General features: G+C 60.1%; 22 protein-coding genes. 11 read left to right on the forward strand and 11 right to left on the reverse strand.

Going from position 1 to position 22635, the window contains the following annotated elements:
- Nucleotides 1–18: 18 nt before the first annotated feature.
- The 5 genes from phnC to msub_RS08820 are packed head-to-tail and all read left to right on the forward strand — an operon-like array spanning nucleotide 19 to nucleotide 4440.
- Nucleotides 19–867, forward strand: coding sequence for a phosphonate ABC transporter ATP-binding protein (phnC, locus tag msub_RS08800; protein WP_048495660.1), 849 nt, complete (start codon nucleotides 19–21; stop codon nucleotides 865–867).
- On the forward strand, nucleotides 864–1727 hold the full coding sequence (gene phnD / locus msub_RS08805) for a phosphate/phosphite/phosphonate ABC transporter substrate-binding protein (RefSeq protein WP_048495661.1): 864 nt from the start codon (nucleotides 864–866) through the stop codon (nucleotides 1725–1727). Before phnC ends, phnD begins: the two co-directional genes overlap by 4 nt.
- A gap of 8 nt (nucleotides 1728–1735) precedes the next feature.
- Nucleotides 1736–2566, forward strand: a complete 831-nt coding sequence (gene phnE, locus msub_RS08810; protein ID WP_048495662.1) for a phosphonate ABC transporter, permease protein PhnE — start codon at nucleotides 1736–1738, stop codon at nucleotides 2564–2566.
- Nucleotides 2567–2575: 9 nt separating this feature from the next.
- The gene (locus msub_RS08815; RefSeq protein WP_048495663.1) at nucleotides 2576–3586 is read left to right on the forward strand and encodes a phosphonate dehydrogenase; all 1011 of its coding nucleotides are present in this window, start codon (nucleotides 2576–2578) and stop codon (nucleotides 3584–3586) included.
- Nucleotides 3580–4440, forward strand: a complete 861-nt coding sequence (locus msub_RS08820; protein ID WP_048495664.1) for a LysR family transcriptional regulator — start codon at nucleotides 3580–3582, stop codon at nucleotides 4438–4440. The genes msub_RS08815 and msub_RS08820 overlap by 7 nt, the downstream gene beginning before the upstream one ends.
- 19 nt (nucleotides 4441–4459) lie before the next feature.
- Here msub_RS08820 and msub_RS08825 read toward each other — a convergent pair whose 3' ends face one another.
- Together msub_RS08825 and msub_RS08830 are read right to left on the reverse strand one after the other, a co-directional pair.
- Nucleotides 4460–5131, reverse strand: coding sequence for an SDR family oxidoreductase (locus msub_RS08825; protein ID WP_048495665.1), 672 nt, complete (start codon nucleotides 5129–5131; stop codon nucleotides 4460–4462).
- A 211-nt stretch (nucleotides 5132–5342) separates the two neighbouring features.
- Nucleotides 5343–6626, reverse strand: coding sequence for an NAD(P)/FAD-dependent oxidoreductase (locus msub_RS08830; RefSeq protein WP_048495666.1), 1284 nt, complete (start codon nucleotides 6624–6626; stop codon nucleotides 5343–5345).
- Between the two features lie 180 nt (nucleotides 6627–6806).
- On the opposite strand from msub_RS08830, the gene msub_RS08835 reads away from it, so the two are divergent.
- A complete protein-coding gene (locus msub_RS08835) occupies nucleotides 6807–8324 on the forward strand; it encodes an aldehyde dehydrogenase (protein WP_048495667.1) in 1518 nt (505 codons plus the stop codon).
- A 55-nt stretch (nucleotides 8325–8379) separates the two neighbouring features.
- On the opposite strand, the gene msub_RS08840 is transcribed toward msub_RS08835, so the two are convergent.
- The gene (locus tag msub_RS08840; RefSeq protein WP_048495668.1) at nucleotides 8380–9744 is read right to left on the reverse strand and encodes a glutamine synthetase family protein; all 1365 of its coding nucleotides are present in this window, start codon (nucleotides 9742–9744) and stop codon (nucleotides 8380–8382) included.
- A 257-nt stretch (nucleotides 9745–10001) separates the two neighbouring features.
- Between msub_RS08840 and msub_RS08845 the strand changes: the two genes are divergently transcribed.
- Complete coding sequence (locus tag msub_RS08845; RefSeq protein ID WP_048495669.1) at nucleotides 10002–10331, forward strand: hypothetical protein; 330 nt, start codon at nucleotides 10002–10004, stop codon at nucleotides 10329–10331.
- Nucleotides 10332–10350: 19 nt separating this feature from the next.
- Here msub_RS08845 and msub_RS08850 read toward each other — a convergent pair whose 3' ends face one another.
- The 3 genes from msub_RS08850 to msub_RS08860 all read right to left on the reverse strand — a co-directional run bounded on the left by msub_RS08850 (nucleotide 10351) and on the right by msub_RS08860 (nucleotide 13277).
- On the reverse strand, nucleotides 10351–11676 hold the full coding sequence (locus msub_RS08850) for a sensor domain-containing protein (protein WP_048495670.1): 1326 nt from the start codon (nucleotides 11674–11676) through the stop codon (nucleotides 10351–10353).
- Nucleotides 11673–11909, reverse strand: coding sequence for a hypothetical protein (locus tag msub_RS08855; protein WP_048495671.1), 237 nt, complete (start codon nucleotides 11907–11909; stop codon nucleotides 11673–11675). The genes msub_RS08850 and msub_RS08855 overlap by 4 nt, the downstream gene beginning before the upstream one ends.
- Before the next feature lie 90 nt (nucleotides 11910–11999).
- Complete coding sequence (locus tag msub_RS08860; protein WP_227506679.1) at nucleotides 12000–13277, reverse strand: hypothetical protein; 1278 nt, start codon at nucleotides 13275–13277, stop codon at nucleotides 12000–12002.
- 529 nt (nucleotides 13278–13806) lie between these two features.
- Between msub_RS08860 and msub_RS08865 the strand changes: the two genes are divergently transcribed.
- The 4 genes from msub_RS08865 to msub_RS08880 are packed head-to-tail and all read left to right on the forward strand — an operon-like array spanning nucleotide 13807 to nucleotide 17781.
- Nucleotides 13807–14913, forward strand: coding sequence for a polyamine ABC transporter substrate-binding protein (locus msub_RS08865; RefSeq protein ID WP_048495672.1), 1107 nt, complete (start codon nucleotides 13807–13809; stop codon nucleotides 14911–14913).
- A gap of 3 nt (nucleotides 14914–14916) precedes the next feature.
- A complete protein-coding gene (gene potA / locus msub_RS08870; RefSeq protein ID WP_048495673.1) occupies nucleotides 14917–16035 on the forward strand; it encodes a polyamine ABC transporter ATP-binding protein in 1119 nt (372 codons plus the stop codon).
- A gap of 2 nt (nucleotides 16036–16037) precedes the next feature.
- Complete coding sequence (locus tag msub_RS08875) at nucleotides 16038–16967, forward strand: ABC transporter permease subunit (RefSeq protein ID WP_048495674.1); 930 nt, start codon at nucleotides 16038–16040, stop codon at nucleotides 16965–16967.
- The gene (locus msub_RS08880; protein ID WP_048495675.1) at nucleotides 16960–17781 is read left to right on the forward strand and encodes an ABC transporter permease subunit; all 822 of its coding nucleotides are present in this window, start codon (nucleotides 16960–16962) and stop codon (nucleotides 17779–17781) included. The genes msub_RS08875 and msub_RS08880 overlap by 8 nt, the downstream gene beginning before the upstream one ends.
- Before the next feature lie 4 nt (nucleotides 17782–17785).
- On the opposite strand, the gene msub_RS08885 is transcribed toward msub_RS08880, so the two are convergent.
- The 5 genes from msub_RS08885 to msub_RS08905 form a co-directional block, all read right to left on the reverse strand.
- Nucleotides 17786–19090: a TRAP transporter large permease gene (locus msub_RS08885; protein WP_048495676.1), complete on the reverse strand. Its 1305-nt coding sequence runs from the start codon at nucleotides 19088–19090 to the stop codon at nucleotides 17786–17788.
- Nucleotides 19080–19574: a TRAP transporter small permease gene (locus tag msub_RS08890; RefSeq protein WP_048495677.1), complete on the reverse strand. Its 495-nt coding sequence runs from the start codon at nucleotides 19572–19574 to the stop codon at nucleotides 19080–19082. Before msub_RS08890 ends, msub_RS08885 begins: the two co-directional genes overlap by 11 nt.
- A 61-nt stretch (nucleotides 19575–19635) precedes the next feature.
- Entirely contained in the window at nucleotides 19636–20646 is a 1011-nt protein-coding gene (locus msub_RS08895; RefSeq protein ID WP_048497039.1) for a DctP family TRAP transporter solute-binding subunit, read from the reverse strand.
- A 26-nt stretch (nucleotides 20647–20672) separates the two neighbouring features.
- Nucleotides 20673–21668 (reverse strand): branched-chain amino acid ABC transporter permease, encoded by a 996-nt coding sequence (locus tag msub_RS08900; RefSeq protein WP_048495678.1) that lies wholly within the window; start codon nucleotides 21666–21668, stop codon nucleotides 20673–20675.
- Nucleotides 21669–21670: 2 nt separating this feature from the next.
- Nucleotides 21671–22558, reverse strand: a complete 888-nt coding sequence (locus msub_RS08905; RefSeq protein ID WP_048495679.1) for a branched-chain amino acid ABC transporter permease — start codon at nucleotides 22556–22558, stop codon at nucleotides 21671–21673.
- Nucleotides 22559–22635: the final 77 nt, after the last annotated feature.

Consider the following 22635-nt stretch of genomic DNA (forward strand, 5'->3'; position numbering starts at 1 on the left):
ATTGCAAAAGGTGATCTTATGACACCCGCTCCTTCCTCCTTCAACACCATGCTCCGGATTGACGGCATGGGGGTAACCTACCCCGGCAATGTCCTGGCATTGCGACCCACAACCATTGAGTTCAGCAAAGGCGAATTCACCGTGCTGCTCGGGCTGTCCGGGGCCGGTAAATCGACCTTGCTTCGGTCGCTCAATCACCTGGTCCGGCCGACTTCGGGCAAGGTTATTTCCAGCGAGTTCGGTGTGCTGGATAACCGCAGAACGGTGCGACAGCATCGCAGCCGCACGGCCATGGTTTTCCAGCACCATCAACTGATCGAGCGCCACACTGCGCTGCAGAATGTTCTCACCGGCCGGCTTGCATATCACAGCACCTGTCGCAGCCTGCTGCCCCTTCCCAGGGCCGATCTGGAGCTTGCCTACCATTGCCTGGAACGGGTCGGGTTGGCCGACAAGGCTATAGCCCGGGTGGACCAGCTTTCCGGCGGACAGCAACAGCGCGTTGGCATTGCTCGCGCCCTGGCCCAGCAGCCATCCATGATTCTGGCTGATGAACCGGTCGCCAGCCTGGACCCGGCAACCTCGGCACGGGTACTGGGCCTGCTCCGGGACATCTGCCGCGAGGACGGCATCACCGCTGTTATTTCCCTGCACCAGCTGGAATATGCCCGGCGCTTTGCTGACCGAATTGTAGGCCTGGCCAACGCCCGAATTGTGTTTGACGACACACCAGCCCATCTGCGGCAGGAACACCTGAATGAGATTTACCAACAGGAGGCGAACCCGGCGTCCGGCCCGGCCCGAACACCTGCGCTCGCCCCTGTAGCCATCACCCCCCAACCCAAGCAAATGGAGATAGCCCGATGAAACCGATACTGAATGCTCTTATCTTACTGTGCCTGATCACCGGCCTTGCCCCCCATGCCCAGGCGGCCGATCCAGACCCGGATGTGCTGAAGGTCGCCCTGCTACCAGATGAAAACGCCTCGGCACTGATCAAACGCAACCAGCCCCTGAAAGACTACCTGGAAAGCACCCTCGGCAAGAAAATCGAGCTGATCGTGACCACCGATTACTCCTCGATGATTGAAGCCATGCGGTTCGGCCGCATTGATCTGGGCTACTTTGGTCCGCTCTCCTATGTGATGGCCAAGAGCAAAAGCGACATCGAGCCTTTCGCGGCCATGATTGTGGACGGCAAACCCACCTACCGTTCCGTCATCATTGCCAATGCCGATTCCGCCGTGGAGTCCTACGCCGATATCAAGGGCAAGAATATGGCTTACGGCGACCCGGCCTCGACGTCCAGCCACCTGATTCCCAAGACCGTGCTGCTGGAAACCGCGGGGCTGGAGGCTGGTCGTGACTACGAGGCGCATTTTGTTGGCTCCCACGACGCCGTGGCCGTGAACGTTGCGAATGGCAACGCCGAGGCGGGCGGGCTGTCCGAGGTGATTTTCCAGCATGTAATGGATCGCGGCCTGATCGATCGGAGCAAGGTTCGGGTACTCGGTTACAGCGGTGAGTTTCCCCAGTACCCTTGGGCAATGCGCTCCAACCTGAATCCAGAGCTCAAGGCAAAGGTGCGTGATGCGTTCCTGAGTATTGACGACAAAGAGATCCTCAGCAGCCTGAAGGCCGAGGGCTTCGCTGCCATCAGTGACTCGGACTACGACGTCATCCGCCGTATGGGCGGCCTGCTGAATCTTGATTTCGCGAAGATGTGAGGAGCCTGATGTCTCAGACCACGACGGACCCGGCGACACTGTCGCCGGTGCCGTCAGCCTCCATTCTGGATGATCACGCCCGGGGCTGGCGGAAAAAACTCTGGCGGGCGAGCCTGGTTGGGGCGGTGATTCTTGTGGCCAGCTGGTACGTGGGGCTGCTCGATTTCACAACCCTGGCCAACGGTGTACCTGCCATTGCCACCCTGTTGGGAGAATCCCTGCCGCCGGATTTCACCAACATCACGGACTGGGTGGCGCCGCTGATCGACACCCTTGCCATGAGCGTTGCCGGCACTGCCATTGCCGTGGCCGCGTCGGTTCCGCTGGCCTTCCTGGCGGCCCGGAACACTTCCCCTCACCCGGTCGTATTCCACGTCACCAGGACCTTTCTCAACGGCCTGCGCTCGGTGCCGGAGCTAATCATGGGCATCATCTTTGTCGCCGCCGTCGGCTTCGGTGCCTTGCCAGGCGTGCTCGCCCTAGGCTTGCACTCCATAGGTATGGTGGGGAAGTTCTTTGCCGAAGCCATCGAGCATGTCGATGAAGCGCCAGTGGAAGCGGCCGACGCCGCCGGCGCAACCCGGCTGCAGGTTCTCTGCCATGCGGTGTTGCCACAGGTCCTGCCCCAGTTCGCGGATGTCTCGATTTACCGCTGGGAATACAACTTCCGGGCCTCCACCGTCATGGGTATGGTGGGCGCTGGCGGCATCGGTTTCGAGCTGATGGGTTCCCTTCGAATCATGCAGTATCAGGAAGTCAGCGCCATCCTGATTGTCATCCTCCTGATGGTGACCCTGGTGGACAGCATCAGCGGTTACCTCCGTAAACGATTCAAATAAGGACAGCAAATGAAACCCAGAGTCGTCATCACCCATCGGGTATACGATGAAGTACTGGCAAAACTGGAGCCCTACTGCGAGCTGGTGACCAACCAGTCGGTCACCAGCCTGCCGGCGGACTCCGTGCGGGCAAGCGCTGCCAAGGCGGACGCCATGATGGCCTTCATGCCGGATACCATCGGCGAGGATTTCCTGCGGGCGTGCCCGAACCTGAAAGTCATCGGTGCAGCGCTCAAAGGCTTCGACAACTTTGATGTAACGGCCTGCACCCGGCACGGTGTCTGGCTGACCTTTGTGCCGGACCTTCTGACCGTGCCCACGGCCGAACTGACAATCGGTCTTACGGTTGGCTTGACCCGCCGGGTCCGCGCAGCGGATGAATTTGTCCGCTCCGGCGAATTCCGGGGCTGGCAGCCAAGGTTCTACGGCCTTGGCGTGGAAGGCTCCACCATTGGCATCGTAGGTATGGGTGCCATCGGCCAGGCCGTGGCACGTCGTTTCCAGGGCTGGGGGGCAAATCTGCTTTACTCACAGCCCGAAGCCCTGAGTGCACCAGGTGAAGCGGAGCTGGGCGTTACCCGCGCCAGCATCGACGACCTGCTGTCCCGCTCTGACATCGTAATCCTCGCCCTGGCGCTCAACACCCAGACGCTTCATATCATCAACGCCACCCGCCTGGCCCAGCTCAAACCCGGCGCCTTCCTGATCAATCCCTGCCGCGGCTCCGTGGTAGACGAACACGCGGTGGAAGATGCGCTCGTATCCGGGCAACTTGGTGGCTATGCCGCTGATGTGTTCGAGATGGAGGACTGGGCCCGAACCGACCGGCCACAGCAGATCAGCCCCGCCCTGCTGTCCCACCCCAACACGCTTTTTACCGCCCACATCGGCTCGGCGGTCCGGGACGTACGCCTAGCCATCGAACACCGCGCTGCCGACAATATCCTGCAAGCGCTGTCCGGCCAGCGCCCGATGGATGCCATCAATTCACCCGCCGGCTGCGAGGGCGCTTCATGCTGAACCTGGTCTGGCTCAAGAGCTTTTTGTCACTGGTCCGGCACCAGAGTTTTCAGGTAGCAGCGGAGCACCTTGGTATTGCCCAGCCCACGCTGTCTCAACACATCCAGAAACTGGAACAGCAGCTCGAGGTGATGCTGATCCGTCGTGGCAAGGCCCGATGCGAGCCCACCCGGGCCGCACTGGCGCTGGTTCCGTTCGCGAACAGCATGCTTCGGCTCGACCGGCAGGCCCGGGCGGCCGTACACGGCTCGGGGCTTCGGGTAGGCGCAAGCTCCAACATTGGCATCTACATGCTGCAACCCAGCATTCGCGCCCTCCGGGATTCACCGTCAGCGCCTGCGGTTGACCTGGTGATCGACACCAACCCTGCAATCGCCCGCCAGCTGTCCAATGGCGAACTGGATGTGGCGGTTATGGAATGGTGGCTGCCGCAACCAGGATTCCGCTCCATGGAGTGGCGCCGAGAACCGGTGGTACTGATTGTACCGCCCGAACACCCCTGTGCGGACCTGCCGGAGATTGACCGGGAAACCCTTGCCGGTATGACGCTGCTGGGCGGGGAACCGGGGACAGGCACCGGCCGCCTGTTGGCGGAGTTCTTTGGCAACGAGGGTCCTTTTCCGACGGTTTCCATGCAACTGGGCAGTACCGAAGCGGTCAAACAGGCCATCAAAGCGGGCCTCGGCATCTCCCTGGTGCTGGCCGCCTGCGTGCGGGAGGAAGTCCGCAGCGGCAGCCTGAGGGCCATCCCGGTGAGCGATCCCGGCTTGGCCAAAGAGCTGATGGTGGTGTGCCCGGACGCGTTTCTCGATCACCCGCCGGTGGCCACTTTTGTCAGCCACCTCTGCCATTGATTGATTGCCCTTGCGTCCGCTACCAGGGCAGCTCTTCACCATTGCTGTGCCAGAAGGAGCCGGTGTTCTCCAGGCTCAGGCCTTCAATCCTGGCCGCCAGGCCCTTGGCTGATTCCTCGGGTGTGATCAGCCCGCCGAAATTCACCATGCGGGTTTGCACATACCCTGGGTGCAACTGCGCCACCGCAATCCCCCGGGGCTTCAGGTCCATGGCGAGGGATTTGCCAAAGGCGTTCAATGCCGCTTTTGAAGCACGGTAACCGTAGCGCCCACCGGAATCGTTATCCGCAATCGAGCCCATGCGGCTGGTAATATTGGCAATCTTGCCGCCAGAAGGAATTTGCGAGACCAGCGCTTCGGCCACCCGCAACGGCGCGTAGGCGTTGATCTCCATCTGGGTGCGGATGGAATCGAAATCGATGCTGCCCAGCTTTTCATCCTGTAGCAGGCCGGCGTTGTTGATCAGCAGATCAATGGGTTGCCCGGCCAGCTCTTCGGTGAGCTTCCGGATGCCTGCGTCAGTCGTGACGTCAACGCCATCGATCATCCTGGCCGCAACCTCCTCAAGCTCGCTGGAGGATTGCCGACAAACGCCGATCACCGCCCAGCCTTCGGCGGCATAATGCCGGGCAAGCTCCAGGCCGATGCCGCGATTGGCGCCGGTAATAATTACAGTTTTGTGGTCTGGCATGGAAACCTCCTTTGCTTTGGTAAAGACTTAAATAAGGCATTAAAACCTTTTCATTGGTACAAAGACCACGTTCTCATCGGCGCCCGGGAAAACGGTCTACCGACCGAATACATTGCACAGATCGAAGCCGTTGAATCCATCGATGATCCCAAACCTGAACGGCATGAACGCGAACTATCCATTTACAGTCATTCCAGGGCCCGCCGGTGACTCAAACCCCCAACCTGTCCCGCAACGCGTAATACCAGGCTCCCATTGCTGTCAAAGGTACCCGGAAGGTCCGGCCGCCCGGAAACGGGTAATGCGGCAGGCTGGCGAAGGCATCAAAGCGCTCGGCCTGGCCCTGAATGGCCATGGCCAGCGCCTTGCCCGCTACGTGGGTGAAGGTAACGCCGTGGCCGGAACAGCCCTGGGAATAGAACACGTTGTCCTGCAGCCGGCCCATTTGCGGCAGGCGGGACAGGGTGAGCAGGAAGTTGCCGGTCCAGGCGTAGTCGATGTTCACGCCGGCCAGCTCGGGAAAGGTTTTCAGCATGTTAGGGCGAATCAGCCGTTCGATGTTGGCTGGGTCGCGGGCGCCGTAGACCACACCGCCGCCGTAGATCAGGCGTCGGTCGCCGGAGAGGCGGAAGTAATCCAGCAGGTAGTTGCAGTCTTCCACGCAATTGTCTTCGGGCAACAGCCGCTTTGCAGTCGCTTCATCCAGCCGCTCCGTGGCAATAATCTGCGAGCCGCAGGGCATGGACTTGGCGCCCAGCTCAGGCACCAGCCCGCCCAGGTAGGCATTGCCAGCCAGAACCACGAACTGCGCCCTGACCTCACCGTCACGGGTCTTGACCGTCGCGGGGTCACCCGGGACGATCCGGGTAACCTCGGAATGTTCGTGAATCACCCCACCCCGGGATTCCAGCGCCGCCGCTTCGCCGAGAGCCAGGTTCAGCGGGTGGATGTGCCCGCCGGTATGATCGATGGCGCCACCCACATAACGATCGGTTCCGACCCGGGCCCCGATGCCGTGCCCGTCCAGCAGTTCCAGCTTGTCGTGGCCAAACCGGCGCCATAGGGCCTTCTGGGATTCCAGATGCTGGAGTTGGCGTGTATTCAGGGCAGCGAAAATGCCCCCCTCTTTCAGGTCGCATTTTATGCCGTAATCCCGCACCCTCTTGCGGATGATCTGGCTGCCCTCAAAGGCCATCTCCGCCAGCAGGCGCAGGTGGTCCGGCGTGGTCTGGCGCTCGATCGTGTCCAGGTCCCGGCTGAAGCTGTTGACGATCTGGCCGCCGTTGCGGCCGGAAGCACCCCAACCCACGGTCGCCGCTTCCAGTAACACCACCCGGAAGCCTGCCTCCGCCAGAAACAGCGCCGTGGACAGCCCGGTGTAACCGGCACCCACAACGCATACATCCGCGCTGCTCTGGCCTTTCAGCGCTGGCCGAAGCGGCGCCCGATTGGCGGACGCGGCGTAATAGGAGGGAACCGTGGGGTGCTGGGTCATAAAGTGGCGCCATGAAGGATAACGGAACGTGCCGGAAGCGGCCGCAACAGACGCCGCCGAGGCCAGTCTATGCCAGGCCCCGGCATTCGGGAAGACACGTTCTTCTACCTATACTGGAGGCCGCGATTGCCGGCAAAACTGCTGCTATGATGAGTCCATTCCCTTGCCTGCGAGACGGCCATGAATCATTCCAAACCTTCCCACACACCCACCGATCAGACTGGCTGGCAAGCTCTGGCCAGTCAGCTCACGCTGGAAGGCCGGGCCTGGCTGGATGGCGGCTATCAAGGGGCCAGCAGCGGTGAAACCTTTGCTTGCATCAGCCCGGTGGACGGGCGTGAACTTGCCCGCGTTGCCAGTTGCGACCAGTCCGACGCAGACCTGGCGGTTGCTGCCGCCAGAAAGGCTTTTGATAGCGGCGTGTGGAGCCACCTGGCGCCCACCAAACGCAAGGCCGTTCTGCTCCGTTTCGCCGATCTGATCGAGGCCCACGGCGACGAACTGGCCCTGCTGGAAACCCTGGATATGGGCAAGCCCATTCGCCATGCCCGCACCGTGGATGTGCCGGCCACCGCGCGCGCCACCCGCTGGACTGCCGAGGCCATCGACAAGGTGTATGGCGAACTGGCGGCCACACCCCACGACCAGATCGGCATGATCTCCCGGGAGCCTATCGGCGTTGTGGCGGCCATTGTGCCCTGGAACTTCCCGATGATCATGGCGGCCTGGAAGATTGCCCCGGCCCTGGCCACCGGTAATTCGGTGATTCTGAAACCCTCCGAGAAATCTCCGCTCACCGCCATACGCCTGGCGGCCCTGGCAAAAGAAGCGGGTATTCCCGATGGCGTATTCAACGTGCTGCCCGGCTATGGCCACACCGTGGGCAAGGCCCTCGCCCTGCATATGGATGTCGACTGCCTGGTGTTCACCGGCTCCACCAATGTCGCCAAACAGCTGATGATCTGCGCTGGCCAGTCGAATATGAAACGGGTGTGGCTGGAGGCGGGCGGCAAGAGCCCGAACATCGTCTTCGCCGATGCGCCGGACCTGAAAAAAGCCGCCGCCGAGGCCGCCAGCGCCATTGCCTTCAACCAGGGCGAAGTCTGCACCGCCGGCAGCCGGCTGCTGGTGCAGGAAACCATCCGCACCGAGTTCATCGGCCTGATCCGCGAGGCCCTGAAAACCTGGCGCCCCGGCCATCCCCTCGACCCTGCCACAACCTGCGGCGCCATTGTTGACCAGGCCCAACTGGATCGCATCATCGAGTACATTGGCATCGGCCAGTCGGAAGGGGCAACTCTGGTAGAGGGCGGCAAGCGGGTAATGGAAGAGACCGGCGGGCTGTTCGTTCAGCCCACGGTGTTTGATGGGGTAAACAACCGCATGCGCATTGCCTCGGAGGAAATCTTCGGGCCGGTGCTATCGGTCATCGGGTTCAGCACCGCCGAGGAAGCTGTCGCCATTGCCAACGACTCCATCTATGGCCTGGCAGCGGCGGTGTGGACCTCCAACATCAACACCGCCCACAAGGTTGCCAAGGCGTTGCGGGCTGGCAGCGTGTGGATCAACCATTACGACGGCGGAGACATGACCGCCCCCTTCGGCGGCTTCAAGCAATCCGGCAACGGCCGCGACAAGTCCCTGCACGCTTTCGACAAGTACACCGAAGTCAAGGCCACCTGGCTGGTACTTGAATAGCCCCCAAAATGAAACGGCGCCTCGCGGGCGCCGTTGATCACTACGGCTTAACCGTTTACACGGTGTGCAGATACCACAGGTATTCCAGATCCGAGATGGTCATCTCGAACTCGTTCAGCTCGTGCTCCTTGCAGGCCACGAACACATCCAGGAACTGGCTGCCGAGATAATCCGCCATCACGGTTGACTGCCCCAGCTCCCGCAGGGCATCCCGCAGGTTGTTCACCAGTGTTGCCTCGTGCTGCTCATGGGCATTGCCCACAGTGACAGGTGGCGGCTCGATCCTGTTGGAAATGCCGTAATGAATGCCGGCCAGCACGGCGGCCATCAACAGGTAGGGGTTGGCATCGGCACCGGCTACGCGGTGTTCAATGCGCAGCGCTTCTGGGTCGCCGCCCGGCAGCCGCAAGGAGGCCGTACGGTTGTCCACCCCCCAGGTCGCCGCACTGGGTACGTAATACTCCGGGCTGAACCGGCGGTAGGAATTGATGTTGGGGCAGAAGAGCCCCATGGCGTCGTTCATGGTGGCAACCAGCCCGCCTATCGCCCAGCGCAACATGTCGTTGGGCTGCTCGGCATCGCCGGCGAAGATATTGTGCCCGTTCCCGTCTACCAGACTCACATGCAGGTGCATGCCGCTGCCGGCCTGATTGTGATAGGGCTTGGCCATGAAGGTGGTGTCCATCTCGTGATCGTAGGCCATGTTCTTGATCAGGCGCTTGAGCAGAGTGGCGTGGTCACAGGCGCGCACGGCGTCGTCCACGTAATGCAGGTTGACCTCAAACTGGCCGGGAGCAGATTCCGCCACCAGGGCATCGGCCGGCAATTCCTGCTCATGGGCCGCATCTAGCACATCTGCCAGGAATTCAGCGTACTCATCCAGATCATCAATGGAATAGGCCTGGGTACCCGCCGGACGCTTGCCGGAAATGGGCGACTTGGGCGGCTGGGGCCGGCCTGCCAGGTTCTCCTGATCGATCAGGTAAAACTCCAGCTCAAAGGCGGCAACCGGCGTCAGCCCCAGTTCCTCAAAACGCCTGACGATGTTCTGCAATACCACCCGTGGATCGGCAAAAAACGGTGTCTCGCGATCCAGCTCATACATGGTCAGCAACAGTTGCCCGGTAGGGCGCTTCTGCCAGGGCTCCATCGTGAGGGTGCCCTCAATGGGCAGGCACACCCGGTCGGCTTCGCCGATATCCAGGCCCAGGCCGGTTTCTTCCACGGTGGTACCCTGGATGTTCAGGGCAAAAATGGAGGCCGGCATGGCAACGCCGCGCTCAAATACCTTGAGCAGCGTGGACGGGTCCACCCGCTTGCCGCGAACAATGCCATTCATATCCGGAATCAGCAGATCAACAAACTGCAACTCGGGGTGCGCCTGAAGGAACGCATCAGCGCTCACAAAACCAGAACCCATAGGAAAAGCCTTCCAAAACTGACACAGGCCTGTGGCGAGGGGCCGGCACAGGGCATTTTACCGCTCCTTTATCCGGTTTTTCTGCGCGTTTTGCAAGATAGGCATATACCGTATGCGTTGGCGATGGGTGCATTGGCAGGCAAAGGCGGGCAGTTAACGCGTGACAGAAAAGTCATAGAGGAACGCGTTTAGAGCATGTAAGGTTCATAGCTAGCCATTTACCTTACATTCACTGTCTTTCCAGGGAGTCACACCCCATGAAAACAGCCATTGGCCTAGCCGTATTTCTGGTCGCATTCAGCCTCAACAGCCAGGCCCAGGAGATCGATTACAACAAGCGCAACAAGCATATTTTCTGCGCGTCTCAACTCGCGGTCGTCAGTGAAACGCTTGATGAGAGCGCTGATCAGCGCGAGGCTCTGCTTTACCTGTCGGGCATGCACCGCGATGAAGCCAAGAAGCTGGGCGCCACCAAGCAGCACTTTCAAGACGTCTTCGATTACCTGGAAAACATCCGAATCAGTAACAAGCCGAAGTGGCAAGAGCTCTCGGCCCAGAGCAAGCGGGTCTGCTTACCGAATTCCTGATACCGGAGCAAAAAAACGGTCAGCGCCTTTTGCCCAGATACATGTTCGCGTCGGCCTTGCTCAGCAACTCCCGGGCAGTAGCGCCATCCTCGGGATAAAGCGCGGTGCCGATGCTGCATGAGGCATGAAAGGTCTTGCCGCCAATCTTCATCGGCAACGACATGAACTCACGGATCTTGCCGACGGCTGCCTCGACGGAAGCACGGCCATGCACATCGCTCAGCAGCACCGTGAATTCATCGCCCCCGATGCGGGCGACCGTATCCGTGTCACGGGTGCAATCCTCCAGCCGGCGGGCCATTTCGATAAGCATCTTGTCTCCCGCCTCGTGGCCCTCTGTGTCGTTGATCTTTTTGAAGTCATTGAGATCAAGGTACAACAACGCCAGACGGCCCTCGTTCCGGCTGGCCGATCGAAGGGCCGTTTCCAGGCGATCATAGAACAATGAGCGGTTGGTCAGTCCCGTCAGGGGGTCATGGTGCGCCAGGAAGCGCAGACGCTCGTCCGCCCGCTTGCGCTCAAACATAATCGCAAGCTGGGTCGCCATGAACTGCAGGAGCTCCTGGTCTGCCACGCCATAGCGCGTACCCGGTGTCGGGCTTTCAATAACCAGTGCACCAAGAACCGCATCCCGGGATATCAGGGGCACACCCAGCCAATCGGCGGCTGCCGACTCTGACGGGTTGATCCGGCCCATGCCCGGGCGAGCCGGATCACCGGAGGCCACCAAAACCCGGCCCGTACCGATCACCTCGGCAATAGCCGTTCCTGGCTCCATGGGGCTCTCTGCCCAGCCCTTCCCCTGGTCGACCGACCAGTCCGGAACGCTGAGGGTGTTTTCCTCGGCGTCGTTAAACGCCAGGTACAGGCTCGAATTCGGGAACAGCTCGCTGATCACCTCACGCACACCATCGCACAGTGCCCGCAGGGTTTCTGCCGCATGAGCGGCTTCAGAAATCCGGTACAACGCGTTCCGGGTCTGCTCTGCCTGGTACAAAGCCGTGACATCCCGCGCCACGGCGATCCGTAACTGGTCCTCCCCCGACCAGCGGGCGGACCACAGGATATGCACCACCCGGCCATCCTTGTGAATATAACGATTCCTGAAATCGGTGTGGGGCTGGCCCCGCATCACTTTGCCGGCGGCAGCGACGGTGCCTTCCCGATCGTCAGGATGGATGTAGTCCAGAACCAGCGTGCCGGTAAGCTCTGCAGCGGAATACCCCAGCAACTGCTGGCAGGCATCACTGACAAACACAACGTTGCCGAGCTTATCCACAACGAACACGGTATCGAGCAACAGGTTAATCAGCTTGGGAAAAAGGGCGTCGATGTTAATGCTCACAAACCGTCCCCTTTCACGCCGAGCCGGTCCAGGTAGAGGTGAAGCTCCGCCTCACTCATATCCTCATACTCCAGCACCCGCCCGTACAGCATGGCAGTGGGGACGTTACGGCCGTTGCGTTCCCGTTGGGTTTCCCGGAGTACGTAAAGGACAATGCGTTCGGTGCGGGTGAGGCCATCGCGGACATCCGGGATGACGTCCAGAAGGGTTTGCAGGCGGTCTGAGTCGGGCATTGTACACTCGGCGCGAAGAGCTGACCGGTACATAATAGCAGCATGGCAGCGGCACGCCCAACACGGGTGCCGCTGCCTTTTTTTACCAGATCAGATCTGCTTGTAAACAACCTCCGACAGCCGGCTGCGGTTACCCGCCGTATCCAGGGTGCGGATGGCGAAGTACCAGGTACCCTGGGTGAGCCCATCGACCAGCAGTTGATCGACCGAGGCATCGCCAATGGCAATGCTCTGATCCAGAGTGTCGGCGCTGGCACCGTAGACCACTTCAAAGCCGGCAATTTCACCCATGGCGAGACTGTCACCGTTCTCGCGGGTCAGTGGCGCAGTCCAGCTCAGCAGGGCCGCATCAGCGGGAATGGTCTCTGCCGGGGCAGTCTCCGTGACCGGTGGCTGGGTAGTTTCGATGGCGCCGACCGTTCCGGTCGTGCTGTCCGTGTTCACGTCGGCAATGGTCTTGAAGCGCTGAACGTTGCGGCTTTCAACCACCGCCAGTTTCTGGCTGATGATGCTGGAGTCTGTGGTGGCCTGCAGCTCGGAGGCCTGCAGCGCTGCCGCAGAAACAAGGTCCGCAAGCGCTATGTTGGTGGCATCACCCACCACACTGATCTGGCCGGCGGCACTGACCTGGGCGGTAAGGTTGTTCAGAACATCAGAAATCGAGCTCCACCGGGTATCACTGTTCACCAGAGCCAGGAAGGCGGCGTTCGCGATCGCAACCTGAATGGCATCAGCGGAAACACTGGTCATTGCATCAAGCCGGCTCAAGTCGGGCGGGGTAAGGCGCAGGGCGCCGGCCGGGAGCCCGAACCACTCTTCCACCGTCGTGTAGGCGCCTGCAAGTGCGCCTGGCGACAGCCCGTTGCCACTTCGCTCGGCCAGGGCAACGGCCAGGTGTGTCAACGGTGTGAGGTTGACAGTCTCCATGCTCAGGTCGCCAGCGCCACGCAGGCGGAAGTCGCTGTCCAGGGCCATTGGCTGGCCGAATGCAACGGGTGCCGAGCCGGCCTGGTCGCACTGGGGCACCACATCGCAGATCATCCGGGTGCTGCTATCCGCGCTGAGCTCTACCAGGGCCCAACCTTCGGCCTTGCCCCGAAGCTGCCATTCATAACTGCCGTCCTCAGCCGTACGCACGGGTTTGGCGGCCTGGCGCTGCGGGGCGTAGTTGCCCTGGTTATCCGCGATCAGGCGATTTGCAACCACAAGACCCTGCTGGATAACACCTTTCACGGCCGCACCGGCAATATGAACGGTCGGTTCGGTCACACTCGGGGATTGCGCCTCTGTCGTGGTCGCGTCGTTAGTGATGTCCAGACCGCAGCCCGAAAGCAGAACCGCCGCCGGTAACATCAGCAACCATTGCATTGATATTTTTTTGCCACGAAATGACATTGTATGCACCAATTTATTGACGGATTTCGACGAATCATACCGCGGCGATTTTCAGGTATGTGCGGCCTGGTTCCGGATTTACCCGGTTGAAATCGTCAGGAAATTGGCGCTTACGGAGGGATACACGCTGTCATTGAGCGTTACATCTTGAGGGCCGGGTTATTTGCGGTTAACACCCTGTTTTGGCTATTTTTTATTCAATGATGACCGGTCGATCCAGGAACCGGCCCGGGAGAGGCCGGCGGAAGGTGGTTACAAATTCAAACAGTGGTGACCGGGCCGGGATAAGCACAAGCCCCCATACCGGGCACCAAAAATTTTCTGGCGTGCCGGAAATTCTCGTGCTAAATATCGCGCGAATACGGTCGGATATTCACCACCGTTTCCAGGACAAGCCTCAAAGGAGTTGCCCGAAGGCGACCTTCCCTCAGCAGACCTGCACAACACCGCGTGCGTCCTGCACGTTTTGTATCAATCCCTTTTGAGTGAGGGACACCATCCAATGTTCAAGTTGTGTAAGCCACAGGCGCTGGCCGCCTCTGTTGCGTTGTCTCTGTGTGCGTTCTCCGCGGCTGCGGCTGAGGAGGTGCGTGTCTACAATTGGTCTGATTACATCGCTGAGGACACCCTGGCGAAGTTCACGGAAGAAACCGGCATCAAGGTGATCTACGACGTTTACGACAGCAACGAGATCCTCGAAGCCGCGCTGCTCTCCGGCCGCTCCGGTTATGATCTGGTTGTGCCCTCCAACCACTACGTCGCCAAGCAGATCTCTGCCAAAGCCTTTGTACCACTGGATCACAGCAAGCTGCCGAACATGGCAAACCTGAATCCGGATCTGATGGACGACCTGGAAAAGGTTGATCCGGGCAGCCAGTTCTCCCTGCCCTACCTTTGGGGCACGAACGGCTATGGCTACAACGAAGGCCGCATCCAGGAAATCCTGGGCGACGACGCGCCGACCGACTCCTGGGCCCTGGTGTTTGATCCGGAAGTGACCGGCAAGCTGGCCGCCGGCGGCTGCGGCATTGCCATGCTGGATTCCGGCGAGGAGATGGTGCGCGCCGCCATGGCCTACATCGGCCTGAACCCGAACAGCAACAACGCCGACGACATCAAGAAGGGCGGTGAGGTGATCAAGGCGGTTCGTCCGAACATCACCTACTTCCACTCTTCCCGCTACATTGGCGACCTGGCCAACGGTGACCTGTGCGTCGCTGCCGGCTACTCCGGCGACATCCTGCAGGCCGCTGCCCGCGCCGAGGAAGCCGGTAACGGCAACGTGATCCGCTACACCATTCCCAAAGAAGGTGCGGTTCTGTGGTTCGACATGATGACCATTCCGGCCGGCGCCCCGAATGTGGAGAACGCCCACAAGCTGATGAACTTCCTGATGCGCCCGGAGATCATTGCGGAGATCACCAACTACGTGTGGTACGCCAACCCCAACAAGCCGGCCAACGAATTCGTTGCCCCGGAAATTCTGGCGGACACCAGCATTTACCCCACCGATGAAGTGATGAAGAAGCTGTACATCATGGAAGGCCGGCCGCAGGACGCCCAGCGCCTGATGACCCGCACCTGGACCAACGTGAAGTCCGGTCGTTAAGGGGTGGAAAACGGCACGCACACCTCCGCGCAAGCGGAGGTGTTACTCAGCATCCGGGGCATCTCCAAGAGCTTTGATGGCACGCTCGCCGTAGACAGCGTGGACCTGGACATCCACAGGGGTGAGATCTTTGCTCTTCTGGGCGGTTCCGGTTCCGGCAAGTCGACCCTGCTGCGCATGCTGGCAGGTTTCGAAGCACCCAATGCCGGCACGGTTGTGCTCGACGGCCAGGATATTACCGGCCTGCCGCCCTACCTTCGGCCCACCAACATGATGTTCCAGTCCTACGCCCTGTTCCCCCACATGACGGTGGAGCAGAACATTGCCCTGGGCCTGAAACAGGACAAGCTGGGCAAGGATGAAATCCGCGATCGGGTGGCGGCCATGCTCAGGCTGGTCAAGATGGAGCCTTACGCCAAACGCAAACCCCACCAGCTTTCTGGCGGCCAGCAGCAGCGCGTCGCCCTCGCCCGATCACTCGCCAAGCGCCCGAAACTGCTGTTGCTGGACGAGCCAATGGGCGCCCTGGACAAGAAGCTGCGCACCGAAATGCAGCTGGAACTGGTGGAAATTCTGGAAAATGTCGGCGCCACCTGCCTGATGGTCACCCACGACCAGGAAGAAGCCATGACCATGGCCAGCCGGATTGCCATCATGGCCCAGGGCCGCATCGTTCAGGTGGGTTCCCCCATTGATATCTACGAAAGCCCGAACAGCCGCATGACGGCAGAGTTTATTGGCTCGGTGAACATTTTCGAGGCAAATATCCGCGAAGACGAGGCCGACAGCGTCACGCTCACCAGTGGCCTGCTGGACGCCCCGGTATTCATTGACCGGGGGGTAACCACACCGGCGGAAACCACGGACACGCTGATCGCGCTGCGCCCTGAGAAAATTTACCTGACAACGGAGAAACCCGATAGCGACCACAACTGGAGTTGCGGCACGGTGGACAACATTGCCTACCTGGGCGACATCACCTCCTACTACGTGAAACTGGCCAGCGGCAAACGGGTTCAGGCGACCATGGCAAACGTGGAGCGCCGGGGCGAACGGCCAACCTGGGGCGACAGGGTCTTTGTCTCCTGGGAAGCCTCCAGCCCTATTCTGCTCTGGAACTGACCATGAACCGGAAGCTGCTTCCTGCCCGCCTGACCGAGCAGATCCGTGGGCTGCTGTTCAACCGCAGGGCAGTATTTGGCGTCCCCTTCCTGTGGCTGCTGTTGTTCTTCCTGCTGCCCTTTGCGCTGGTACTGAAGATCAGCCTGACCTCGGCGGTGATGGCCATTCCCCCTTACGAGCCGGTATTCAGGTGGATGGACAACACGCTGTCGGTGGTAGTGAATACCGGGAACTATCTGTTTCTGCTGTCCGACAGCCTGTATATCGATGCTTACTGGGGCTCGGTAAAAACCGCGTTCCTGGCAACCATAGCGTGCCTGCTGATCGGCTACCCCATGGCTTACGCCATGGCCCGGGCTCCGAAACACTGGCAACTGGTGTTGCTGTTGATGGTGATGCTGCCCTCCTGGACGTCGTTCCTGATCCGGGTCTATGCCTGGATGGGCATCCTCGGTAATCAGGGCCTGCTCAATAGCTTCCTGATGTGGCTGGGCGTGATCGAGGAACCCTTGAAGATGCTGAACACCAACTTTGCGGTGGTGCTGGGCATTGTCTACGCCTACCTGCCATTCATGGTGCTGCCCATCTACACCAACCTGGTGAAGCTGGACGTGCGCCTGCTGGAGGCGGCATCAGACCTTGGTTGCCGGAGCCTCACCACCTTCTGGGCCATTACCCTGCCATTATCAAAGGCCGGTATTCTTGCCGGTTCCATGCTGGTGTTTATCCCGGCGGTGGGCGAGTTCGTGATTCCGGAACTGCTAGGCGGACCGGACACGCTGATGATCGGCAAGGTGTTGTGGGAGGAGTTCTTCAACAACCGCGACTGGCCGGTGGCGTCTGCCCTGGCGATTGTCATGCTGGCGCTGCTGCTGGTGCCCATTGTGCTGTTCCACAGGTTCCAGGCCCGGGAGATGGAAAAGCATGGTTAGGTCCCGTTCGTTTAGTTTCTCGAAGGTCATGCTGGTTCTCGGCCTGCTGTTCCTCTATCTGCCGATGTTCGTGCTGATTGTGTATTCGTTCAATGCCTCCCGACTGGTGTCGGTGTGGGCCGGGTTCTCCACGCACTGGTATGGCGAACTGTTCCGTGACGAGCAGATTCTCTCTGCGGTGTGGATGAGCCTGCGGATTGCCTTCTATGCCGCCAGCATGGCGGTCTGCCTGGGTACACTGTGCGCGTTCGTGATCACCCGGTTCAAGAACATGCGCGGCCGCACCCTGCTGTCCAGCATGATTACGGCACCGCTGGTTATGCCGGAGGTAATTACCGGCCTGTCGCTGTTGCTGCTGTTCGTACAGATGGCCCAGACCATCGGCTGGCCAGTGGATCGCGGCATGGCCACCATCTGGATTGCCCATACCACCTTCTGCAGTGCCTATGTGGCGGTGGTGGTGTCGGCCCGGCTACAGGAAGTGGACCTCTCGATTGAGGAGGCGGCCATGGATCTGGGGTGCACGCCCCTGAAAACCTTCTTTGTGATCACCCTGCCAGTGATTGCCCCGGCGCTGGTTTCCGGCTGGCTGCTGGCCTTTACCCTGTCCCTGGATGACCTGGTGATCGCCAGCTTCGTGTCCGGCCCGGGCGCCACCACCTTGCCGATGGTGGTGTTTTCATCGGTGCGCATGGGGGTTTCGCCCAAGATCAATGCCCTGGCCACACTGATCATTGTCGCCGTTTCGCTGATCGCACTGGTTGCCTGGTATGTCATGCGCCGGGCGGATAAGAGGCGTCAGGAGGGACACTAACGCCTCACCACTTCCCGACAACAAATCCCAATTGCTCTGGCAGCCAGAGGGCAATGGCCGGGAACAGCATTACCAGCAGCAGACTTACCGCCATGGCCGCAATAAATATCGCGGCCCAGCCCAGGGTATGCTCCAGGCGGATATTGGCGATACGGGTCGTCACCATCAGGTTGACCGCCACCGGCGGCGTGAACTGGCCAATGGCGATGTTCATGGCGAGCAGGATGCCGAACCAGACCGGGTTCCAGCCGAAGTGGTTCATCAATGGAATGATGATGGGGGTCAGAATCAGGTAGATCGACACTGCATCCAGTAACATGCCAGCGATCAGCACCAGCACCATCACCAGGCCCAGCAGCACCCAGCTGTTTTCAGAGAGCGACAGCAGAGCATTGGCCAGATGCTGGAAGGTGCCCAGAGTAGTACCGGCCCAGGCGAAGATTCCTGCCAGGGCAATGATAAACATCACGACACCGGAGGTAACGGCTGCCTCCGTCGCCAGGGTGTATAAGTCTTTGAGGCTGAGGTTGCGATAGACCAGGCAACCGACGGCCAGGCCATAGGCCACTGCAACCACCGCCGCCTCGGTCGGAGTGAACAGGCCGGATCGCAAACCACCGAGAATGATCACCGGCGCGAACAGGGCCGGAATCGCCGCTCTGAAACTGGGCCAGAACTCCGGCCGCTCAACTTCTTTCGGGTCTTCCCAGCCGTACCTCCGGGCCAGGTAAAGCGCGGGCACCAGCAGCGACAGGCCGGCAAGGATACCCGGGAATAGTCCTGCGGCAAACAGCGCGCGTAGGTCGACACCCGGTACCACAATGGAATACAGAATCAGCGCGATGGAGGGAGGAATCAGGATTGCGGTAGAGGAGGACGCGGCAATCAGGCTGGCGGAAAACGGTTGTGGGTAACCCGCCTTGCGCATACTGGGTAGCATCACCATGGCCACTGCCGCCGCATCCGCCGGCCCGGAGCCACTCATGCCGCCCATAATCAGACACACCAGCACGGCGACGACTGTCAGCCCGCCATGCCGGGGACCGATAATCGCCTGGGCAAACCGCACCAGGCTGGCCGCCACGCCGGCCCGCTCAAAAATCAGCCCGGTGAAAATGAACAGGGGAATGGCAATCAGCGGGTACTTGGCCACGCTGTTGTAGGTGTTGGTACCCAGGGTCCCCAGCATCACCGTTGGCAGACCGGCCACAATTCCGACCACGCCGCCCAGCCCCAGGGCAATAGCCACGGGCACCCCCAGCAGCAAAGCGATCAGGAAGGTGCCGATCAGCAAGAGGTCAGGACTCATGGATGACCTCCGGATCTACCCTGCCCCTGAGACGATCCACCAGGTTCTGGGTCATCCGGACCAGAATCGCCGCTGACAACAGGGGCAGCCAGACCACGTAGATCCAGTTGGGCAAACCCAACCCGGGGGAGAGCGAGTGCCATTGGTACTCCTCAAGCGCAAACTTGCTGCCGTACCAGGTCATCAGCCCGAGCACCACCACGCCGGCCAGCCACTGCAGTACGAAAACAACTTTTCTAGGGCCCGGTGGCAGGTAGTGTTCAATCAGCTCTATCCGGATGTGCTGGTTGTGGCGTGCCGCCACCGAAGCCCCGGCAAAGGTCAGGATAACCAGCAGGAACACCGAGAATTCCTCGGTAAAGGCAAAGGAGGCATCGGTGGCATAGCGCACGATCACGTTGCCGAGGCTGATGGCACAAATGATGATCAGGGCCAGGGAGGCGAGCAAAGCGTCCAGGCGGAACTTCGGAGGGCGGGCAGACATGAAGGCTCCGTATCAAACAACGGCGCCCGCCATGAAAGACGGGCGCGGAAACACTACGGGCTTATCGGGAGCGGTTGGCGACGGCCTCTTTCGCCATGTCCACCAGATCTTCACCGATTTTGGGCGTCCAGGTATCGTAGACGGATTTGGTGGCTTTCACAAAGGCATCATGCTGTGCATCGGTCAACTCGGTAACCTGCACACCGCGCTCCTTGATTTTCTCCAGGGTCTCGTCCAGTTCCGCGCGAGATTTTTCGATCTCCCATTGCCCGGCGTCGATGGCAGCCTGCTTAAGCAGCGCCTGGTCTTCCGGGCTGAACTGGTTCCAGATGCGGTTACTCACCGCGAACACCAGAGGGTCTGCCATGTAATGCCAGAGCGTGAGGTAATTCTGGCCGACCTGATCAATACGGGCCACATCGAACACCGACAGCGGGTTTTCCTGCCCGTCGACGGCACCGGTGGTAAGCGCGGGTTTGGCATCTGCCCAGCTCATCTGCGTGGGGTTTGCGCCCAGGGCGTTGAAGGTATCCTGGAACAGGGGCGAGCCGACTACCCGGATCTTCAGGCCATCGAGGTCCGCGGGCTCGTCAATCACACGCTGGGAATTGGACAGTTCCCGGAAGCCATTCTCGCCCCAGGCCAGTGGCGTCACACCACGCTCCTTGATGGCCTCGAAAATAGCATCTCCGGCGTCACCCTGGGTGATCGCATCAATGGCTGCATAATCCGGCATCAGGAACGGCAGGGAAAACAGGTTGAGCTGAGGCACCTGGGGCGACCAGTTGATGGTCGAGCCAACCGCCATATCAATCAGCCCGGACCGCATGGCCGAGAACTCCTTGGTCTGGTCACCCGAAACCAGCTGGGAGTTGCTGTAGATCTTCATGTTGATCCGCCCGTCCGAGCGCTCTTTCACCAGCTCGACCCACTTGTCGGCAGCCTGCCCCCAGGGAAACGCGGATGGCAATACGGTGGATACGGTGTATTCGTCCTTATACTGGGCAGATACCACAGAGCTGAACAGCACTGACACGGCAGCGACAACAAGAAGCGTTTTGGATTTCAGCATCAGACCTTCCTTTTTTGTCAGGGGCATTACCCCAGGTTCTTCTTCACGAACTTCTGGATCTCACCCACGATACCGCTGCGGAATGCCAGAACCGTCAGCACAAAGATACCACCAAGAATTGGATCCACCCAGTCCCGAAGCGGGCCCTGGGACAGCTGATACTCGATATTGACCACAAAGGTCGCCCCGACAACCGGACCAAGCAGAGTGCCCATCCCGCCAACCAGGGTCATCAGAATGACTTCACCGGACATGTGCCAGTGTGCGTCGTTCAGCGACGCCAACTGGAATACCACCGATTTCATGGAGCCGGCAAGGCCTGCCAGTGCCGCGGAAATCACAAAGGCAAGCACCTTGTAGCGATTCACATTGTAGCCCAGTGATATCGCCCGGGGCTCGTTCTGCTTGATCGCTTTGAGGATCTGGCCGTAGGGGCTGCTCACGATTCGCTGGACCAGCAGATAGCAGCCAAGGAACACAGCCAGAACGAAGTAGTACATGTTGTAGTTGTCGTCGAGATTGATCAGGCCGAACAGTTTGCCGCGCGGAATGCCGTGCATTCCATCCTCGCCACCGGTGAACTCCGACTGGACAAAGAAAAAGAACACCAGTTGTGACAGCGCCAGGGTGACCATCGCAAAGTAGATACCCTGCCGGCGAATGGACAGCAGCGCGAACGCCAGGCCCAGGGCGGTGGCAACAGCGGTGCCGGCAATGATGCCCAGCTCGGTCGTCAGGCCGGAATAGTTGCTTAGCAGATAGCCGGTTGTATAACTGCCGGTTGCCAGGAAGGCGGCATGGCCAAAGGACAGCAGCCCGGTAAACCCGAACAGCAGGTTGAACGCCACGGCAAACAGGGCGAAACACAGGATCTTCATCAGGAACACCGGGTACATGGCAAACGGGGCTGCAAGCAGAAGCAGCAGAAGCACACCGTTGAGTATCATTTTTTTCCGGTTGTCCGCATTTTGCTGTTCCAGGATGGCCTTCTGGATCTCGGCTTGGTTGACTGGCTGAGTCATGGTTACGCCTCCTTTCCAAACAGGCCACTGGGGCGGAACATCAGGACGACCACCATGACCAGGAAGATCACCGCGGAGGACGCCGGCGGATAGAAGGTCTTGGTAAGCCCCTCAATCACACCCATTAGAATACCGGTGATAATGGCGCCGCCAATCGAGCCCATACCACCAATCACCACCACCGCAAACACGGTTATCAGAATGTGCGATCCCATTACCGGCGTGACCGAATAGATGGGCGCCGCGAGAACGCCGGCGAACGCTGCCAGCATTACGCCAAAGCCATAGGTAAGGCTGATCAGCAACGGCACGTTGATGCCGAAGCCCTGCATCAGCTGTGAATCTTCCGTTCCGGCCCGCAGATAAGCCCCGAGCTTGGTTTTCTCGATCATGAACCAGGTGCCGAAACAGATCAGCAACGCAAGCACGATCACCCAGACCCGGTAATAGGGAAGGAACATGAAGCCAAGCTTCATTCCCCCCTGGAAAACGTCAGGCATGGAATAACGGAGCCCGGATACTCCGTAGATGTTCGTTAACACCCCCCCGATAAGCAACGCCACACCAAAGGTGAGCAGGAGGCTGTAGATATGATCCTGGCCCGCAATCCTGCGCAGCAGAAAGTATTCGATCACCACACCAAATGCACCGACCAGAAGTGGCGCGACGAAAAGTGCGACCCAGTAATTGATACCCAGCGCATCAAAAAGGATGACCGTGGACATGGCGCCCAGCATGTACATCGCGCCATGGGCAAAATTGATGATCTTGAGCAGGCCGAATATAACCGCCAGCCCGAGGCTCAGGAGCGCATAAAACGCGCCATTAATGACCCCGATCAGCAGCTGGCCAGCCAGCACAGCAAGGGGGACGCCAAAAATCATGGACATGTTGCTCACTCCAAAAGCAGCGCAAACGTGGTACCGGGAAGCATCGTTGCGAGTTCCCGGGGCGACCCTTCCCGACG

The sequence above is a fragment of the Marinobacter subterrani genome (assembly GCF_001045555.1).
GTDB classification, from domain to species: domain Bacteria; phylum Pseudomonadota; class Gammaproteobacteria; order Pseudomonadales; family Oleiphilaceae; genus Marinobacter; species Marinobacter subterrani.

Coding starts and splice junctions, on each gene's coding strand:
- phnC (WP_048495660.1), top strand. CDS start 19: ATGACACCCGCTCCTTCCTCCTTCAACACCATGCTCCGGATTGACGGC.
- phnD (WP_048495661.1), top strand. CDS start 864: ATGAAACCGATACTGAATGCTCTTATCTTACTGTGCCTGATCACCGGC.
- phnE (WP_048495662.1), top strand. CDS start 1,736: ATGTCTCAGACCACGACGGACCCGGCGACACTGTCGCCGGTGCCGTCA.
- msub_RS08815 (WP_048495663.1), top strand. CDS start 2,576: ATGAAACCCAGAGTCGTCATCACCCATCGGGTATACGATGAAGTACTG.
- msub_RS08820 (WP_048495664.1), top strand. CDS start 3,580: ATGCTGAACCTGGTCTGGCTCAAGAGCTTTTTGTCACTGGTCCGGCAC.
- msub_RS08825 (WP_048495665.1), bottom strand. CDS start 5,131: ATGCCAGACCACAAAACTGTAATTATTACCGGCGCCAATCGCGGCATC.
- msub_RS08830 (WP_048495666.1), bottom strand. CDS start 6,626: ATGACCCAGCACCCCACGGTTCCCTCCTATTACGCCGCGTCCGCCAAT.
- msub_RS08835 (WP_048495667.1), top strand. CDS start 6,807: ATGAATCATTCCAAACCTTCCCACACACCCACCGATCAGACTGGCTGG.
- msub_RS08840 (WP_048495668.1), bottom strand. CDS start 9,744: ATGGGTTCTGGTTTTGTGAGCGCTGATGCGTTCCTTCAGGCGCACCCC.
- msub_RS08845 (WP_048495669.1), top strand. CDS start 10,002: ATGAAAACAGCCATTGGCCTAGCCGTATTTCTGGTCGCATTCAGCCTC.
- msub_RS08855 (WP_048495671.1), bottom strand. CDS start 11,909: ATGCCCGACTCAGACCGCCTGCAAACCCTTCTGGACGTCATCCCGGAT.
- msub_RS08860 (WP_227506679.1), bottom strand. CDS start 13,277: ATGCAATGGTTGCTGATGTTACCGGCGGCGGTTCTGCTTTCGGGCTGC.
- msub_RS08865 (WP_048495672.1), top strand. CDS start 13,807: ATGTTCAAGTTGTGTAAGCCACAGGCGCTGGCCGCCTCTGTTGCGTTG.
- msub_RS08875 (WP_048495674.1), top strand. CDS start 16,038: ATGAACCGGAAGCTGCTTCCTGCCCGCCTGACCGAGCAGATCCGTGGG.
- msub_RS08880 (WP_048495675.1), top strand. CDS start 16,960: ATGGTTAGGTCCCGTTCGTTTAGTTTCTCGAAGGTCATGCTGGTTCTC.
- msub_RS08885 (WP_048495676.1), bottom strand. CDS start 19,090: ATGAGTCCTGACCTCTTGCTGATCGGCACCTTCCTGATCGCTTTGCTG.
- msub_RS08890 (WP_048495677.1), bottom strand. CDS start 19,574: ATGTCTGCCCGCCCTCCGAAGTTCCGCCTGGACGCTTTGCTCGCCTCC.
- msub_RS08895 (WP_048497039.1), bottom strand. CDS start 20,646: ATGCTGAAATCCAAAACGCTTCTTGTTGTCGCTGCCGTGTCAGTGCTG.
- msub_RS08900 (WP_048495678.1), bottom strand. CDS start 21,668: ATGACTCAGCCAGTCAACCAAGCCGAGATCCAGAAGGCCATCCTGGAA.
- msub_RS08905 (WP_048495679.1), bottom strand. CDS start 22,558: ATGTCCATGATTTTTGGCGTCCCCCTTGCTGTGCTGGCTGGCCAGCTG.